This is a genomic window from Natrinema sp. HArc-T2, from assembly GCF_041821085.1.
In the GTDB taxonomy this organism is placed as follows: Archaea; Halobacteriota; Halobacteria; order Halobacteriales; family Natrialbaceae; genus Natrinema.
On record NZ_JBGUAZ010000002.1, the window covers coordinates 40,112 to 55,894 of the forward strand.

19 protein-coding genes are annotated in these 15,783 nt (G+C 64.3%); 12 read left to right on the forward strand and 7 right to left on the reverse strand.

Translation table 11 applies throughout. The features are described 5' to 3' along the window. The gene (locus ACERI1_RS04555; protein ID WP_373616888.1) at positions 1-204 is read left to right on the forward strand and encodes a CbaC protein; all 204 of its coding nucleotides are present in this window, start codon (positions 1-3) and stop codon (positions 202-204) included. Positions 205-307: 103 nt separating this feature from the next. Here the strand turns inward: ACERI1_RS04555 and ACERI1_RS04560 are convergent, their stop codons facing one another. Next, positions 308-619 (reverse strand): hypothetical protein, encoded by a 312-nt coding sequence (locus ACERI1_RS04560; RefSeq protein WP_373616889.1) that lies wholly within the window; start codon positions 617-619, stop codon positions 308-310. 114 nt (positions 620-733) lie between these two features. On the opposite strand from ACERI1_RS04560, the gene ACERI1_RS04565 reads away from it, so the two are divergent. From ACERI1_RS04565 to ACERI1_RS04600, 8 genes are all read left to right on the forward strand, one after another. Beyond that, a complete protein-coding gene (locus ACERI1_RS04565) occupies positions 734-1,645 on the forward strand; it encodes a dihydrodipicolinate synthase family protein (RefSeq protein WP_373616890.1) in 912 nt (303 codons plus the stop codon). A gap of 144 nt (positions 1,646-1,789) precedes the next feature. After that, positions 1,790-2,719 (forward strand): replication factor A, encoded by a 930-nt coding sequence (locus tag ACERI1_RS04570; protein ID WP_373616892.1) that lies wholly within the window; start codon positions 1,790-1,792, stop codon positions 2,717-2,719. A 1-nt stretch (position 2,720) separates the two neighbouring features. Continuing rightward, on the forward strand, positions 2,721-3,362 hold the full coding sequence (locus ACERI1_RS04575; RefSeq protein WP_373616894.1) for an RPA family protein: 642 nt from the start codon (positions 2,721-2,723) through the stop codon (positions 3,360-3,362). Positions 3,363-3,446: 84 nt separating this feature from the next. Then, positions 3,447-3,851 (forward strand): ribbon-helix-helix protein, CopG family, encoded by a 405-nt coding sequence (locus tag ACERI1_RS04580; protein WP_373616896.1) that lies wholly within the window; start codon positions 3,447-3,449, stop codon positions 3,849-3,851. Between the two features lie 191 nt (positions 3,852-4,042). Further along, complete coding sequence (gene trpC / locus ACERI1_RS04585) at positions 4,043-4,858, forward strand: indole-3-glycerol phosphate synthase (RefSeq protein WP_373616897.1); 816 nt, start codon at positions 4,043-4,045, stop codon at positions 4,856-4,858. 2 nt (positions 4,859-4,860) lie between these two features. Then, the gene (gene trpB / locus ACERI1_RS04590; protein WP_373616898.1) at positions 4,861-6,123 is read left to right on the forward strand and encodes a tryptophan synthase subunit beta; all 1,263 of its coding nucleotides are present in this window, start codon (positions 4,861-4,863) and stop codon (positions 6,121-6,123) included. Continuing rightward, a complete protein-coding gene (gene trpA / locus ACERI1_RS04595) occupies positions 6,120-6,986 on the forward strand; it encodes a tryptophan synthase subunit alpha (RefSeq protein ID WP_373616899.1) in 867 nt (288 codons plus the stop codon). Before trpB ends, trpA begins: the two co-directional genes overlap by 4 nt. A gap of 24 nt (positions 6,987-7,010) precedes the next feature. Next, the gene (locus ACERI1_RS04600) at positions 7,011-7,805 is read left to right on the forward strand and encodes a 2-amino-3,7-dideoxy-D-threo-hept-6-ulosonate synthase (protein WP_373616900.1); all 795 of its coding nucleotides are present in this window, start codon (positions 7,011-7,013) and stop codon (positions 7,803-7,805) included. A gap of 119 nt (positions 7,806-7,924) precedes the next feature. On the opposite strand, the gene ACERI1_RS04605 is transcribed toward ACERI1_RS04600, so the two are convergent. Together ACERI1_RS04605 and ACERI1_RS04610 are read right to left on the reverse strand one after the other, a co-directional pair. Further along, positions 7,925-9,367: an amidase gene (locus ACERI1_RS04605; RefSeq protein WP_373616901.1), complete on the reverse strand. Its 1,443-nt coding sequence runs from the start codon at positions 9,365-9,367 to the stop codon at positions 7,925-7,927. Positions 9,368-9,450: 83 nt separating this feature from the next. Next, positions 9,451-10,413, reverse strand: coding sequence for a cation diffusion facilitator family transporter (locus ACERI1_RS04610; RefSeq protein ID WP_373616902.1), 963 nt, complete (start codon positions 10,411-10,413; stop codon positions 9,451-9,453). Between the two features lie 180 nt (positions 10,414-10,593). Here ACERI1_RS04610 and ACERI1_RS04615 point away from each other — a divergent pair, with 180 nt between their 5' ends. Then, positions 10,594-11,166 carry a SprT-like domain-containing protein gene (locus tag ACERI1_RS04615; RefSeq protein ID WP_373616903.1) on the forward strand — a complete coding sequence of 191 codons (573 nt, stop codon included), beginning with the start codon at positions 10,594-10,596 and terminating at the stop codon, positions 11,164-11,166. A gap of 187 nt (positions 11,167-11,353) precedes the next feature. Continuing rightward, positions 11,354-11,887, forward strand: a complete 534-nt coding sequence (locus ACERI1_RS04620; RefSeq protein WP_373616904.1) for a hypothetical protein — start codon at positions 11,354-11,356, stop codon at positions 11,885-11,887. A gap of 33 nt (positions 11,888-11,920) precedes the next feature. Here the strand turns inward: ACERI1_RS04620 and ACERI1_RS04625 are convergent, their stop codons facing one another. Beyond that, on the reverse strand, positions 11,921-12,592 hold the full coding sequence (locus tag ACERI1_RS04625; protein ID WP_373616905.1) for an HAD family hydrolase: 672 nt from the start codon (positions 12,590-12,592) through the stop codon (positions 11,921-11,923). Positions 12,593-12,893: 301 nt separating this feature from the next. On the opposite strand from ACERI1_RS04625, the gene ACERI1_RS04630 reads away from it, so the two are divergent. Next, entirely contained in the window at positions 12,894-14,084 is a 1,191-nt protein-coding gene (locus ACERI1_RS04630; RefSeq protein WP_373616906.1) for a 3-dehydroquinate synthase II, read from the forward strand. Positions 14,085-14,111: 27 nt separating this feature from the next. On the opposite strand, the gene ACERI1_RS04635 is transcribed toward ACERI1_RS04630, so the two are convergent. From ACERI1_RS04635 to ACERI1_RS04645, 3 genes are all read right to left on the reverse strand, one after another. Beyond that, entirely contained in the window at positions 14,112-14,543 is a 432-nt protein-coding gene (locus ACERI1_RS04635) for a zinc ribbon domain-containing protein (RefSeq protein ID WP_373616907.1), read from the reverse strand. Positions 14,544-14,648: 105 nt separating this feature from the next. After that, positions 14,649-15,068, reverse strand: coding sequence for a hypothetical protein (locus tag ACERI1_RS04640; RefSeq protein ID WP_373616908.1), 420 nt, complete (start codon positions 15,066-15,068; stop codon positions 14,649-14,651). Continuing rightward, on the reverse strand, positions 15,065-15,643 hold the full coding sequence (locus ACERI1_RS04645) for a hypothetical protein (protein WP_373616909.1): 579 nt from the start codon (positions 15,641-15,643) through the stop codon (positions 15,065-15,067). Before ACERI1_RS04645 ends, ACERI1_RS04640 begins: the two co-directional genes overlap by 4 nt. Between the last annotated feature and the right edge of the window lie 140 nt (positions 15,644-15,783).

Consider the following 15,783-nt stretch of genomic DNA (forward strand, 5'->3'; position numbering starts at 1 on the left):
ATGCGGATCTCGAAGGGGGGACTTCTCGTCATCATGGCGTTCCTGACGCCACTGATCGTCGAGTTGCGAACGGTGCTCTCGTGGTTCGGCATCAAGCTGTCCGTCGGGGGAACGGTTGCACTCAGCGGTGCACTCGTCCTCGCAGTCCTCGTCTGGGCGCTGTGGCCGCCAAACGGTGACACCGAAGTAGAACCAGCCGGCTAGACAGGCACTCGTTTTCTGTCGCTTTCGTCACATTCGCGCCCGCAGCGTCGCTTGACTGCGCTGCAAACTCGCTGAGACACGTCCTGCGGGACGACCCGACAGGTTACCAGGTCTCGATCCGACCGTTGCGGACATCCTCTGCACACCCCTCGCAGTCGGGATGGCCCGCCTCGTAACAGGCCGGTCGGTACTCGTCGTCGAGCTTCGCCGCTCGCTGTTCGGCGTAGCGCCGACAGACGATCTTCGCCCGTCCAGCCTCATCAGTCGGCAACTGACGGACGTTTTTCGCCATCTCGTAGGCCTCGCGGGCCTCCTCGAGTTGTTCGTCGGTCGATCTGCGAAGCTCCTCGAACTGCTCACCTGCACCCTGCAGCGTCGAGCGAACGAGTCGCTCGAGCCGACGCCGATCCGCCATATGCGTCCGTTCGACTGCCGGACACATATACTGTCGGACGGCTCAACGCAGCGGGCCTCGACCGTGGGCTGCCGATAACAACGGTTTTGGCGTGGTCTAACATCGCACACAGACATGGCACTCCACAACGCACTTCGGGGTATTACCTGTCCGATGGTGACGCCGTTCGACGACGGATCGATCGACGACGCGGCACTCATCGATGTGCTCGAACACCTACAGGACGGCGGTATCGACGCCGTCTTCCCCTGTGGGACGACCGGTGAGTACCCGAGCCTGACAGCCGACGAGCACCGCCGCGTCGTCGAAACGACCGTCGACCACGCCGCGGTGCCGGTCATCGTCGGAGCCGGCGCGACGAGCGTCGGCGAGACGGTCACGGCGATCGACCGCGCTGCCGACGCGGGGGCCGACGCCGCCGCGATCGTCGCACCGTATTTCACGACAGCGAACGCCCCCGAGGGCAACCAGCGGTTCTTCGAGGCCGTCATCGACGAGGCGTCGCTTCCCGTACTCCTGTACAACATTCCGCAGTGTACGGGCCAGCGCATCGAACCCGAGACCGTCGCCACCGTCGCAGAACGCGATGGAGTCGTCGGCATCAAAGACTCGAGCGGCGACCTCGAATACTTCCTCTCGGTGCTCGAGGGGACGCCCGACGACTTTCTGTGTCTGCAGGGGTACGACGCATTGCTGGTGCCCGCGCTACGAATGGGTGCCGACGGCGGGATCAACGCGCTGTCGAACGTCGTTCCCGAGGTCCTGCGTGAGGCGTTCGAGCGGGCCGAGGACGACCGAGGCCGACAGCTCCAGTGCGACGCGATCGCGCCGCTGTTCGACGCGTGTACGACTCACGATTTCGCCCCGGCGACGAAGACGGCACTGGCCGAACGCGACGTTATCCCATCCGACGAGGTCCGCCCGCCGCTGGTCGTCGTCAATGATGACGGTAGGGAGACGATCGGCGACGCGCTCGAGGCCGCACTCGCAGTCGCCGAGCGGTATCGGTCTGACGGGCACCAGTGAGCGGGAGGCCGAACCCATCCCTCGACGCCTGCTAGCGGTTTCTTTCGCTACGGATCACTTTCAGTCCGCTCCCCTCACTTTAAATACTATGGGGCGCGAACAGCGGTATGCCTCCCAGTGAAACCAAAGAGGAGGCGAGACACTATGAGCGACGTACGACAGCACGCGGACGACATACATGCGCAGTTTTCGGACCACATAGACGTCGACATCGAGGACGTCGAGGAACGCCTGACGACGCTCGTCGACGAGTACAAAGTCCCGATCGACGAGGCACGCCGGAGCGTGACGAATCACTACCTCGAGGAAGCCGGCTTGGAGCGCGAGGACATCTCTGGCGGCGACAGCGAGGCGGCGAACATCGAGGACGTCGACGAACCCGAGGAGTGGATCGATCTCACCGCGAAGGTTATCGAACTCTGGGACCCGCGCAGTGACTCGGTCGCACAGGTCGGACTGCTGGGCGATCCGACGGGGACGATCAAGTTCACCAAGTGGGCGAAATCGGAGCTCCCGGCGCTCGAGGAAGGCGGCGTCTACGAACTTCGCAACGTCGTCACCGACGAGTACCAGGGCCGGTACTCGGTCAAACTCAACTCGACGACGGTGATCGAGGAACTCGACGAGGACCTCGAAGTCGGCAACGACACCAGCGAGATCGAAGGCGCACTGGTCGACATGCAACGCGGCAGCGGTCTCATCAAGCGCTGCCCGGAAGAGGACTGTACCCGCGTCCTCCAGAACGGTCGCTGTAACGAACACGGAGAGGTCGAAGGCGAGTTCGACCTCCGGATCAAGGCCGTCGTCGACGACGGCATCGACGCCCACGAGGTCATCTTCGACAAGGACGCTACCGAGGAGCTGACCGGGCTGAGCTTAGAAGAGGCGAAAGAGATGGCGATGGACGCCCTCGATACGACCATCGTCGCCGACGAGATCCGCGAGGACATCGTCGGCATCTACTACCGCATCGAGGGGCCGACGTTCGGTCGGTACGTCCTGGCCGACGATGTCGAGGAACTCGGCGGGCCAGCGGATCCCGAGGAACTGCTGATCAAAGCGAGGTCGATGTAATATGAGCCAATCTGAACTCACCCGCGAAGTCGCCCGCCGCGTCTTCGCCTCGGAATTCAACGATTCGACGTACGCCTTCAAAGAGAGCGACGACGAGCGCGCGCCCAACTACGCGTTGCTCCCGACGGGCGACCGCGCCAACCGCGTGTTCGTCGCCGGGACCCTGACCGAGACCGAAGACGTCGGCGACGAAAGCGAGTACTGGCGGGGTCGGGTCGTCGACCCGACCGGGACGTTCTTCGTCTACGCCGGGCAGTACCAGCCCGAGGCCGCCTCGGTCCTGCGGGAGACGGAACCGCCGGCCTACGTCTCCATCGTCGGCAAACCCCGGACCTACGAGACCGACGACGGCACCATCAACGTCTCCCTGCGGCCCGAATCGATCGCTGTTGTGGATGACGAGACACGCGACCGCTGGGTCGTCGAAACGGCCGAGCGCACGCTCGATCGCATCGAAGCCTTCGAGGAGTGGGAAAGCGAACAGGAGGCACCCGAAAGTGCCTCCACCGCACCAACCAACGAGTACGCCCAGATGGCCCACGAGCAGTACGACTCGCCCGTCGTCAACTACCGCAACGACGTGATCCAGGCACTCGAGAGCTTAGAGACCGTCGAAAACGACGACGCAGAAGCGACGATCTGACACGGCCACCAGCGGACTCGAGTCGCCCTGTTTTCCGCCGTCTGACAAATGGTTAAGTGTCGTGAACGACGACTAGGGACATCGATGGGGAACAAGAACAAGACCATCTCGTTTCGGGTCAACGAGGACGCGTTCGAGGCGCTGCAGGAAATCGCCGCCGAACGCGACATCTCGTTATCTGCGGTCTTTCGGGACTACGTCGACCAGCTCGTCGAACACGACGGCCAGGTCGAAGTCGTCCCCGAAGCCGACCTCGAGAACTGCGCGAGCGAGGACGACGTCTCGTTCCCGCCGACCGTCGAAGTGCCAAAGCGATTCATCCGCGAACACGAGCGGCTGGAACTCGAGGCCGAGCACCTCCGAGAACAACTCGACGAGTACAAAGGCTACGTCAACGAGCTACAGGACCGACTCGAGGACGAGGACGACGACGAGGAGATCCTCCTCGACGAGTTAGACGACGAGAACGACACGTATCAGCTTCGGTAACCGCACCGCGCCAGAGACGGTCCTTTGCTACTGACAGCAGCGTCGACTCGAAAGCGGTCTTTGCGTTGATTTCGATGGTCTCGTTCGGTCGCTCAGATCACTTTGTAGACTGTCAGCTATCGCTCGGGAAGACCGAATCGCGTCACGATGGCGCAAGTCTTATGTACATATGAGTACGTCGATGTACAATAATGAACTCCGATACGGAACTCGCTCCCGCGGTGCAGTCGATTCTCGAGGCGGCTCGGGAGCGGTCGGGTGGTAAGGGCGTCGATGTCGACGCACGCTCGTTTCCCGACGCGCTGGCCGACGCCGAGGCCGCGGGGCGAGTCCCAGTGATCGCGGAGGTAAAACCGACGAGTCCGACAGCCGATGGGACGCGAGACGACGATCCAGTCGAACTGGCCCAGTCGATGGTCGACGGCGGCGCGACGGCGCTCTCGGTGCTGACGGAGCCGACTCACTTCGGCGGCTCGCCCGAAGCACTGGCACAGATTCGGGAGGCAGTCGACGTCCCCGTCTTGCGCAAGGATTTCGTCCTCGACGAAGCCGGGATGGACGTCGTCGAGGCTGACCTCCTGCTTTTGATCGCGCGGTTCGTCGACGATCTCGAGGGACTCATTGTCGCCGCCCGCGAGCGCGGCTTTCAGCCGCTGGTCGAAGTGCACGACCGCGACGAACTCGAGACCGCGCTTGAAGCGGGGGCCGAAATCATCGGCGTGAACAACCGCGATCTTGGGCGACTCGAGGTCGACCTCGAAACCTTCGAGTCCGTCGCGCCCGAGGTACCGGCTGACGTGACACTGATCGCCGAGAGCGGGATTTCGTCGCCGGCAGACGTCCGACGGATGCGCGAGGCGGGCGCCGACGCGTTGCTCGTCGGCAGCGCCATCATGGACCACGGCGCGGGCGACAGCGACGTGACCGAAAACACGCGGCGACTGGTAGAAGTGGAATCAAGCAATCGAGACGGAGACGACATGAGCGATCACGACGGAGACTGTTAGATATGAGTACGGAACGCGAACGCGACGGAGAGAGCGGTCGAACGGGAACGTTCGGCGAGTACGGCGGCCAGTACGTCCCCGAGGCGCTGATGCCAGCCGTCCAGGAACTCGAGGATGCCTACGAACGCTACGTCCTCGAGAACGAGGACGGCTTCATGGACGAGTTCCACGAGCGGATGCGCGCGTTCGGCGGGCGACCGACGCCGCTCCAGCGTGCGGACCGGCTGAGCGAGCGCTACGACCGCGAGATCTACCTCAAGCGTGAGGACCTCGTCCACGGCGGAGCTCACAAACTCAATAACGCGCTCGGCCAAGTCTTACTCGCGAAATACATGGGCAAAGAACGGATCATCGCCGAGACCGGCGCGGGCCAGCACGGTACCGCGACGGCGATGGCCGCGGCCCACCTCGACATGCCCTGTGAGATCTACATGGGCCGAACCGACGTCAACCGCCAGCGCCCCAACGTCTACCGGATGCGGATGAACGGAGCCGAGGTGAACCCGGTCGACGCCGGCAGCGGCACCTTAAAGGAGGCGATCAATGAGACGATGCGCGACTGGGCGACCACCGTCGAACGGACCCACTACGTGATCGGCTCGGTCGTTGGTCCCCACCCGTTCCCGCAGATGGTCCGTGACTTCCAGTCGGTCATCGGCACGGAAGCCCGGAAACAGGTCCAAGAGCAGGCGGGCCGGCTGCCCGACAGCGTCGTCGCCTGCGCCGGCGGCGGCTCGAACACGATGGGCACCTTCCACGCGTTCGTCCCCGACGAGGAGGTCAACCTCTACGCCGTCGAGGCCGGCGGCTCGAGCCTCGAGATCGACGAAGCCGAAGGCGTCGCGCCCAACTCCGCGACGCTGTCGACGGGCACCGACGGCGTCCTCCACGGCGCGATGACGAAGCTCCTCCAGAGTCGGGAGGGCCAGATCATGGAGTCTCACAGCGTCAGCGCGGGACTGGACTACGCCGGCGTCGGCCCGGAACTGTCCCATCTCGTCGAGACGGGCCGCGTCACGCCCGCGAGCGTCGACGACGAAGTCGCACTCAACGGCTTCCACCGGCTCTCCCGGCTCGAGGGGATCATTCCGGCACTCGAGTCCAGTCACGCGCTCGGCTACCTCGAAGAAGCCCATGAAGACCTCGGCGACCTCGTCGTCGTCAACGTCTCCGGTCGCGGGGACAAGGACTTAGAGACGGTGCTCGAGGAGACGGAGAAACGCGATCTCGCGGCCGCACCTGAAGTGGAGGTGTTCGACCAGTGAGCAACGATCGACAGTACGACAGCGACATCGAGGCTGCCATCCGCGAAAACCACCCCGCCCTGATCACCTACATTACCGCGGGTGATCCATCGCTTGCGGCCACCAAGGAGTACGTCGAAGCGCTCGATCGTGGCGGAGCGGATCTGATCGAACTCGGCCTGCCGTTTTCGGAGCCGATCGCCGAGGGGCCGACGATCCAGGCTGCGATCAACCGCGCGCTCGAGGCCGGGACGACCCCGCAGGCCTTTTTCGAGCTAGTCGACGATATAGAGACCGAGGCCCCGCTGCTGGTGATGACCTACTACAACATGATCCTCCAGTACGGCTCGGAACCCGACGTTCGACCCTTTGTCGAACGCGCCGCCGAGGCCGGCCTCTCGGGGATCATCGTTCCCGACCTGCCCGCCGAGGAGTCAGAGCCGCTCCGTGCGGCCTGTGACGACAACGGGCTCGATCTCGTCTTCATCGTCGCGCCGACGACCGAAGGCGAGCGCCTCGAGACGATCATGTCCCAGGTCTCGGGCTTTGCCTACGTGCAGGCACGGCTCGGGACGACTGGTGCGCGCGCGAACGTCTCGGGGGCGACCCACGACAGCCTCGCGCGGCTCTCGGAGTACGACGTGCCCAAGGCGGTCGGCTTCGGCGTCAGCGAGGGTGACCACGCCGCCGAGATCATCGAGGCCGGCGCTGACGGCGTCATCGTCGGCAGCGCACTCATCGATCTGATCGCCTCGAGCGACGAGCCAGACGCGGCAGTCGACGCGCTCGAGGCCAAGGCCCGCGAACTCAAGCGGGGTGCCCGCCGTGGCGCGGACGACGCCACGGTCGATCACGAAGACGCACCAGAACCAGAACAGCCATAACTGCAAGCTTGCTACACTCCCGCAATGACCACAGGAATTGACGCACGACTCGAACGGATCGGGACAGACGGATCGTACGTAATCATCCCAATGGACCACGGCATCACGATGGGTGCCGTCCAGGGGCTGAAAGACATCGAGGCGACCATCGACGGTGTCACCAGCGGCGGCGCGGACGCAGTCCTCACCCAGAAAGGGATCGCACCGCGCGTCCACGACAACAAAAACGGCCAGGGCTACATCGTCCACCTCAACGGCTCGACGACGATCGGCCCCGACGAGCAGGACAAGCGGATGACCGGGACCGTAGAGGAGGCCGTCCGGGTCGGTGCCGACGCCGTTTCCTTCCACATCAACGTCGGTTCGGACCACGAACCCGACCAAATCAGCCAGCTCTCGGAGGTCACCGAGCAGGCCCAGCGGTTCGGGATGCCAGTGCTTGCGATGGCCTACGCCCGCGGCCCGGGCGTCGACTCCGAGGACCCCGAAGCGCTCGGCCACGCGGTCCGACTCGCCGAAGAACTCGGCGCTGATATCGTCAAAACGGGCTACAGCGGCGACGCCGACAGCTTCCAGCACGTCGTCGAGTCGACCCGGCTCCCGGTCGTCATCGCCGGCGGCTCGAAAGGAACCGACCGCGAGACCATCGAAATGGTCCGCGGCGTGATGGACGCCGGCGGTGCCGGTGTCTCGATGGGCCGGTCGATCTTCCAGCACGACGACCCCGAAGCGATCGCCCGCGCGGTCGCCGGCGTCGTCCACGACGATCTCTCGACTGAGGATGCACTGGCCGAAGCAGGACTCACGCTCGAGGCCTGATACGGTCTGCTGTCACTGGTTACCGGCGTATCCGCATGACGAGTTGCAGATGCGCCAGAAATGACTGACAGAATACCGTATGAACGACCCGTTCTCCGCTTGATTTCTCAGATCAGTTTTCAGCTATCCGGATAGTGGCCGGTCCATGGCCGGACCCGCTCGAGAGCCCCAGCAACCGCGAGCACGTCCGCTTCCGCGTACCGTCGACCGACGATCTGCAGGCCGACCGGCAGCCCGTCGTCGGTGAGCCCCGCGGGAACCGACGCGACCGGATGACCGGTCAGATTGAACACCCAAGTGAGCATCGCATCGGTCGGGATGCCGTCGACTGCCTGTCCGTCGATCGTCGTCGGATACCGATCGGCTAGCCGTTTGCCGTACGGCGGCACCGTCAGCGTCGGCGTCACGAGCGCGTCGTGGCCGGCCAGCGCCTCTTCGATCGCGTCGTAGGCCTGCGCCCGGGGGCCGTTCGCGAGCCGTTCCTCCACCGCACTCGTGTCGTCGGCCAGCGCGACCGTCGACAGAAGGGTTTCTTCGACATCGGCGGTCTCGAGGTCGATCCCGAACCGTTTTTCGATCCGGGCCGCAAGCGCGGCGAAGTAGCCGCCGACCTGCGTGTAGTACGCCGATCGCAGGGGTTCGTAGTCCGGCAGCGAAACGCCGACGTGGTCGACAGTCGTTCCCGCAGCCGCGAGGTCGTCGACGGCATCGCCGACGATCGCACGGACGGTCGGATCGACGGGCTGTAAGTCCAGATGTGGGCTATAGCCGACGGAGAGATCGTCCGCCGGTCGACCCGTCGCCGGGAGCACGTCGTCGCCGTCGGGCACGCTGAGCGGATCGCGGTCGTCCTGTCCCGAGAGGATATCGAACGCGAGCGCGATGTCCTCGGTCGAGCGGGCGATCGGGCCACCGACCATGAACGGTGTATGCGTCCCGAAAGCATCGAGCCGCGAATCGGTCGGCACGCGTCCAAAGGTGGGTTTGAGGCCAACGACGTTACAGCACGAAGCCGGCACTCGAAGAGAGCCGCCGATGTCCGAGCCGGTGGCGAACGTCGCGAGACCCGCCGCGACCGCCGCCGCGGAGCCACCGGAGGAGCCGCCGGCGGATCGTTCGAGATCGAACGGCGTCGCCGTCGGTCCGACGAGGCGGTTGTCGGTCTTGATCGTGTGGGCGAGCGCCGGCGTGTTGGTGGTGCCGACGATCACCGCGCCGGCTGCCTCGAGTCGCTCGACGGTGATCGAGTCAGTGCTGGCGACGTGGTCCGACAACGGCGCCAGCCCCATCGTGTTCCGGACGCCTGCCTTCCGATCCCGGAGATCCTTGATCGCGATCGGGACCCCATGCAGTGGGCCGAGATCCTCACCAGTTGCCGCTGCACGGTCGGCCTCGCGGGCACGTTCTCGGGCTGCGTCCGCGATGACCGTCACGTAAGCGTTCAACGCGTCGGTCGCCTCGATCCGCTCGAGGAGGGTCTCGACGACTGCCAGCGAGGACCGCTCGCCGCGTCGGATCGCATCCGCGAGGTTCCGTGCGGACGAGGTGGTGTCAGTGTTCATGAACTATCGACCCGGTTCGAGATAATAAAGGCCCGGGTGGCTGCTCGCCCGAAACGCGCTATCGGCTCGAACCACCGGACCGCTTAGTGACAGTGCGTATCCAGATGTACGTCGCGATCGTCGTAGCGCGGCGAGAGTTCGACAGTAGCGTGGTCGACGCCATAGCCGGCGAGTTCGTCGTGGACCCGGCGTGTGACCGACTCGGCGTCGATCATCGTCTCGACGTCCGTTTCGACGTGAACCGTCGCGACCGTGATCTGGCTGCAGATCTGCCAAGCGTGGAAGTCGTCGACCGCGGTGACGCCCTCGAGATCGCGGATATGCGACCGGATTTCGTCGCTCTCGAGTGGCATCTTGAGGAAGAAGATTTCCCCGCTGCCGCGCAACACGGTGGCTGCCGACCAGGCCACGACGACGGCGATCAGCGCTGCCGTGATCGGATCGATGATGCGGATCCCGGTCAGCTCGATCGCCAGCACGGAGACGATGACGGCGACCGAACCGCCGGCGTCGCCTAGCAGATGATAGAACGCGCCCCTCTCGTTGAGGCTCATCGCGTCGCCGTGGAGGACGTAGACGGAGCCGACGTTGACCAGCAATCCGCCAACAGCGATGGCGATCGTCGGCCCGGTCCCGATCGCGATCGGCTCGAGGAATCGCTGATAGGACTCCCAGAGGATGAACGCGATCATCGGCAGGAGGAGGAGGCCATTCAGAAAGGCGGCGAACGGCTCGAGGCGGTGGAGGCCGTACGACCAGCGATCACCGTTGCCGTAGCCTTCGGCGACGTAGGCGGCGGCGAAGGCCATCACGTATGCGAGCGCGTCGAACAGCATGTGGACGGCGTCGCTGATGAGTGCGACCGATCCGAACGCCAGCCCGCCGGTGAGTTCGACGAAAAAGCCGACGACGTTGATCAGTGAGACGGCGGCGAGTTTGCGGCTACTCGTCGACTCGTCACCGTGACCGTGTCCATGCCCGCTGTGGCCGTGCTCGTGGCCGTCGTGTGAGTCGTCGTGGGCGTGCGCCGACTCGTTGGGGCTCATTGTGAGTCGAACTCGGTGCGTCCATCTTATTAATTCAACTGCTATTAAATGCCGTATAGGCTAGCAACCTTAACAAAATTATGTAACTATATTACTAATACTTCGGCGGCTGGGTCATCGACCGTCCGCGGTGGTCGACCCACCGGAAGAATTTCGGAACCAGTCACCCTTCTCGAGTTCGTGACAGACGGGGAGACTAACACGCTCGACGATGAGATCATCGCCCGCGCGCGGATTCACGCCCGCGAGGTACGCGACGAACACGAACTCGCGGTCGACCTGTCGGCCCTCGAGTGGACCGTCTCGGCGCGAGCGCGCCGCCGGGCCGGGGCATGTCGGTGGCAGCCGGATCGGGAGGTGGCGACGATCGTCCTCGCTCGGCGGGCCTACGAGCGGTATGACTGGCCCACGTTCGCGGCCGTCGTCCGCCACGAACTCGTTCATGCGTGGGAGTTCCAGCAGTTCGGCGACTCCGGTCACAGCGACCGGTTTCGCGAACGAGCGGCGACGCTCGAGGCACCGCGTTACTGCGCTGCGTTCGCGGAGCCACGATACATGCTCCGCTGTCTCGCGGGTAGCTGTGACTGGCGCGCAAAGCGCTATCGGGCATCGAAGCCAGTGAAATTACCCGACCAGTACCGCTGTGGGGCCTGCGGCGGGACCTACGAGGTCGAACACACCGAAAGCGGTCGGACGTGGACGACCGCGAGCGGCTACGGCGGCGCGAAAGCGGCGCTCGGCGACGACTGGTAGCACGACGGCGCAAGTCAGCCCGCTTCGATCCTCGACAGCGACAGCGTCTCGACAGCCCATCCGCTGGGTGGGGGAGCAGATGGCTTTCACCGTCCGATCACAGTGTCTCGCCGAAGAACGACCGTCTTCGAAGACGTATCGAGTTGACCGCGGAACACTTATTCGCCTCACGACACCTGTTTCTGGTATGGGAATACTCGAGCAGATGCTGGGGAAGACACGCCCCGGGGAACAGGGCATCGAAGGGCAATCGTACACGCTTCCGAAGGAGACACACGACTTCGTCTATCCCGTCGCGATCCGGCGCGACGAACTCGAGGCGTTCGCCGAACTGGTCGCAGCTGAAGCGGACGCGCCGCCGCTTGCGGACACCAGCGACGACCTCCAGTCAGTCTTCGACGGAATGATCGGCGAGGGAGAGGTCAACGCCGAGGAGTTGGCCGAGCAGTTGTCCAGCCCCCGGCAGGCAGTCGAACCCATACTCGCCACCTGGCAGGACGCAGTCGACCAGGACATCGGCGTCGTCTACGCCCGCGTGGGTGCCTACGAGAACCTGCTGGCGTTCGTCAAGTTCTGCAAGCAACGTGACGAGGACGGCGAGGATCCGTTCGAACTCCCCGAAACCTTCTCCGAGGCGGCGGCGCTGCTCAAACGGCTCGAGGCGGGAACCGATACCCAGTACCGTGCGCTGGTCCACACTGATCTCTTGCCCGACGAATAACGGAACCCCGAAAACGGCTCTGTCTCCGGTGGCTTAGACGATCGTCTCGAGTGTCTCGAGCGACGCGAGTTCGTAGGTCGGCACGTGCTCGCTGGGTTCGTCGCGACCGAGGTCGAGCCAGGCCGAGTCGAGTCCCATCGCGTTCGCGCCCGCGATGTCGGCATGGAGCGAGTCGCCGACGTGAATCGCCGCGTCCGGCGTGACCGCGAGTTCGGTCAGTGCGCGTTCGAACGGTGCCGCGCTCGGTTTGGGAGCGATGCCCGCGCTCGGTTCGGTAAACACCCGCACGTCGAAGGCGTCCTCGATACCCAGCGTCCGGAGCTTCTGGGTCTGTGTCGGTCGACCGCCGTTCGTGATCAGTCCGACGTGGGCCCGGTCACGGGCGTACTCGAGGGCGGTTCGTGCGCCGGGACGGAACTCGACAGCGGTTGGATCCCGAACCTCGAGATACTCAGAGGCGAGTGTCGGCGCGATCTCCGTTTCGACGCCGGATCGGTCTGCGACTTCCGCGAAGAGGTGTTCGTAGAACTCGCGGTCCGTCTCGGCGGTCGGCAGGTCCGGAACCGCCGCTCGCAGCTCTGCTGGCGTACAGAACTGCTCGTGGCCGGCCCGGTCGAACGTCGCCTCGAGCAACTCCGTGGCGTCCTGCGTCGGCTCACAAAGCGTGCTGTCGAGGTCGAAATAGACCGCGTCGTAGGCTGCCATCTATGCTACTGTATGAGCGCGGACGTTCTCAACGTTTCGCCGACGAACTGGACTAGCTGTCGTTGGAATCACTAGCTAGACACCCTCGAAAGTCCAACCCGACGGTAGTTTGCCTGGGTGGCTGAAACGCGCCGATTGGTCGGATGGGGTTCGACTCGAGTCCACACAGCACTCCCACGAGCAGCGTTCGTGGGGTCGGCTGTGACAGGGTGGCTGCCTGTGGCGCTCGGATAGATCCTGCGGCCTCGTCATCGCTGCCCGATTCGCCACGTTCAAGCCGGTTCCCTTCGAGGGTCGATTTATGACGCGAACTGTCTGGGTAAAAGCCGACGACGCCGTCGGTGACTGGGACGACCGCCGAGCGCGAATCACCGCCGCGCTCGAGGCGGGTGCAGACTGGGTACTGGTCGACGAGGACGACGTCGAGCGTGTCCGCGAACTCGGCGACATCAACGTCGCAGCGTTCCGGACCGACGGCGACGTGACGCTGGTCGACGACATCGACGACGCCGAGAGCGACGACGAGCCGCCCACACAGGCCGACGCCATCATCGTCGGGAAAGAGGGCGAAGGCGACGCGACGATCGACCTGCCGGAGGACTTCTCCGGTTCGGCGGACCTCTCGACGCTGCGCCGCGACGGCGACTTCGAGCGAGGCGCGTACGTCCGTATCCTCAGCAAGGAGTACGAACACTTCGCCGAGACCGCCGCCGAGGAAGCCGACCACACGATCGTCGTCGGCGAGGACTGGACGATCATTCCCCTCGAGAACCTGATCGCCCGTATCGGCGAGGAGACAGACCTCGTCGCGGGCGTCACCAGCGCCGAGGAAGCCAAAACGGCCTTCGAGACCCTCGAGATCGGCTCCGACGCCGTCTTGCTCGACTCGGACGATCCCGACGAGATCCGCAAGACCGTCGAGGTCCGCGACGAGGCCGCCCGCGAGAGTCTCGATCTGGAGTACGCCGAAGTGCTCGACGTCGAACGGGCCGGCAGCGCCGACCGGGTCTGTGTCGATACCGGAAACCTGCTCGAGCACGACGAGGGGATGCTCGTCGGCTCGATGAGTCGCGGGCTGGTGTTCGTCCACGCCGAAACGGCCGAATCGCCGTACGTCGCCTCACGTCCCTTCCGAGTCAACGCAGGTGCGGTTCACGCCTACATCCGCACACCCGACGGCGGGACCAAATACCTCGCAGGACTGCAAAGCGGCGACGAGGTACAGGTCGTCGACACTGACGGCAACACCCGCGAGGCCATCGTCGGTCGCGTCAAGATCGAACAGCGACCGATGTTCCGGGTCGCTCTCGAGACCGAAAGCGGCGACCGGGTGGAAACGCTGCTCCAGAACGCCGAGACGATCAAAGTCGCCGCCAAAGAGGGGCGCAAAGCCGTGACTGATCTCGAAGCCGGTGACGAGATCATGCTGTACTACGAGGACACGGCCCGCCACTTCGGCGAGGCCGTCGACGAGAGTATTATCGAGAAGTAACGGTTCGGCCCGTCGGGGCCGTTCGCCTCAACTGTCTTTCTCCGGGTCAGGGGCGTCGGGCTCGAGTCGCGTCGTACACCAGTGACAGAACTCGAGGTCCGGATCGACGTCTTTCCCACAGTGGGGACAGGTCGTCCCGTCCGCGTTCTCGTCGCCGCCGGACGGATAGCCGAGTGCCCGAAAGGTCGCGTCGATCGCGGCAAACAGGGCAATAAACGAGAGGGAAAACTGTGCCATCGGATCGGTGTCCTCGGCCATGGCGGTCGCCTGTGCGATGGCTTCGTCGTAACTCGCCGGTTGGGCGGCTGCGAGTTGCTCGATCGGGAGCAAGAAGGCACTCGCAGCGAGGAACAGACCAGCAAAAACGGCAGCGCGAAGCCAGTCACGAGCGAGGACGTGACCCGCACCGGGCAAGATCACCGAGAGACCGGCAGCGAGGATCGCGCGGAGCCATGTCATTGTCGGCTAGTGGGAGACCGCTGCCCTTAACATTCCGATTTCGGTTATTCTCGAGCGACAGACTGATCAGGCGCTACAAACGGGTGTGAACCACTCGGTGAATAGCTATGACTCGTTGCACGCGTTGACGGTCGTTTCGATCGTCGTCGATCCCGTCGTGGCCCTGATTTCGATCGGCACGGAAGCCGTAGCGTTACACGATGCACCACTCACATCGATCGAGCCGGTCTCGTCAGCTCCGACAGCGTCGTCGGGCGGGTCAACCGTCACGTTCGATGCCTGGTCGTTGGCTCCTGAGTCGGCAACGGTTGCCGCCTCGACCGAGAGTGGTTCCGGAAGACGGTTCGTCACCGTCACGACCGACCCGTTCTGCGTGCTGTTGAACGCCACCGACTGCTCCGACTCGTCGTCGGCGATCGCCACCTCGACCGGTCGTTCGACCGCAACCGAACTCACGCCGCCGCTCGAGACGAGAAGCGAGACGAGCGCGAGGCCGACCATCGCGAGCCCGAGTCGCGACGTCATCGCGGCGGGTCACCCCGTCCGATCCGATTGCGATGCGCGTAGCTCGTGTGCACGACCGCGGTAACGCCGAACATCGCAACGAAGATCGCCGCGAGTGCCGTGCCGCCGAGGTTGACGAACGGGAAGATCGCATACCGGGCGAGCACAGTCAGTGCCAGCCCGACGACGGTCAGCCCGAGGTAGACGTGGCTCCACGGGATGTCCTGTGCGGGGACGTACTCGAGGTACATCTGGAGTGCCGCCGCCTCGTCGGTCAGTTCGACGACGCCGCGGGACTGGTCGTACTCGATCGCGCCGGCCTCGTCGAGTTTCGGCAGGTGCGACTGCCGGAGCGCAGTGTAGACGCGCTTTCGCTTCTTCCAGGGCAGCTCGTCGGCTGGGATATCGTACTCCCAGGCTGAAATCGAGTCAACGAGCGACCGCAGGTCGACGCGTTGTTCCTCGGTCTGCTTGAGATAGTGGAGCACCCACCGCCGTCGACGGTTGCTCAGCATCGTGAATATCTCGTCACGTGTCAGTTCGTCCGTCCGCGATTCGTCTCGTTTCGAAAGCGTCGTCACCCCATCATCCCCCACCGACCCTGTTACCGGTTAGTCTGTTAATTAATTGGAAGCTATAGATCTCGACACCGACAACGACCTCGAGGACCGTTGCTCTGGTTCCGGCACGACCATCCCTGAACCGATTCAAACTGATATAACTGAAATGAACTGTC

Excerpts from the sequence above, each read along its gene's own strand:
- ACERI1_RS04610 (WP_373616902.1), bottom strand. The coding sequence starts at position 10,413 with ATGAGCCCCAACGAGTCGGCGCACGCCCACGACGACTCACACGACGGC.
- ACERI1_RS04565 (WP_373616890.1), top strand. The coding sequence starts at position 734 with ATGGCACTCCACAACGCACTTCGGGGTATTACCTGTCCGATGGTGACG.
- ACERI1_RS04580 (WP_373616896.1), top strand. The coding sequence starts at position 3,447 with ATGGGGAACAAGAACAAGACCATCTCGTTTCGGGTCAACGAGGACGCG.
- trpB (WP_373616898.1), top strand. The coding sequence starts at position 4,861 with ATGAGTACGGAACGCGAACGCGACGGAGAGAGCGGTCGAACGGGAACG.
- ACERI1_RS04620 (WP_373616904.1), top strand. The coding sequence starts at position 11,354 with ATGGGAATACTCGAGCAGATGCTGGGGAAGACACGCCCCGGGGAACAG.
- ACERI1_RS04560 (WP_373616889.1), bottom strand. The coding sequence starts at position 619 with ATGGCGGATCGGCGTCGGCTCGAGCGACTCGTTCGCTCGACGCTGCAG.
- ACERI1_RS04575 (WP_373616894.1), top strand. The coding sequence starts at position 2,721 with ATGAGCCAATCTGAACTCACCCGCGAAGTCGCCCGCCGCGTCTTCGCC.
- ACERI1_RS04605 (WP_373616901.1), bottom strand. The coding sequence starts at position 9,367 with ATGAACACTGACACCACCTCGTCCGCACGGAACCTCGCGGATGCGATC.
- ACERI1_RS04630 (WP_373616906.1), top strand. The coding sequence starts at position 12,894 with ATGACGCGAACTGTCTGGGTAAAAGCCGACGACGCCGTCGGTGACTGG.
- ACERI1_RS04625 (WP_373616905.1), bottom strand. The coding sequence starts at position 12,592 with ATGGCAGCCTACGACGCGGTCTATTTCGACCTCGACAGCACGCTTTGT.
- ACERI1_RS04635 (WP_373616907.1), bottom strand. The coding sequence starts at position 14,543 with ATGACATGGCTCCGCGCGATCCTCGCTGCCGGTCTCTCGGTGATCTTG.
- ACERI1_RS04640 (WP_373616908.1), bottom strand. The coding sequence starts at position 15,068 with ATGACGTCGCGACTCGGGCTCGCGATGGTCGGCCTCGCGCTCGTCTCG.
- ACERI1_RS04555 (WP_373616888.1), top strand. The coding sequence starts at position 1 with ATGCGGATCTCGAAGGGGGGACTTCTCGTCATCATGGCGTTCCTGACG.
- ACERI1_RS04570 (WP_373616892.1), top strand. The coding sequence starts at position 1,790 with ATGAGCGACGTACGACAGCACGCGGACGACATACATGCGCAGTTTTCG.
- trpC (WP_373616897.1), top strand. The coding sequence starts at position 4,043 with ATGAACTCCGATACGGAACTCGCTCCCGCGGTGCAGTCGATTCTCGAG.
- ACERI1_RS04600 (WP_373616900.1), top strand. The coding sequence starts at position 7,011 with ATGACCACAGGAATTGACGCACGACTCGAACGGATCGGGACAGACGGA.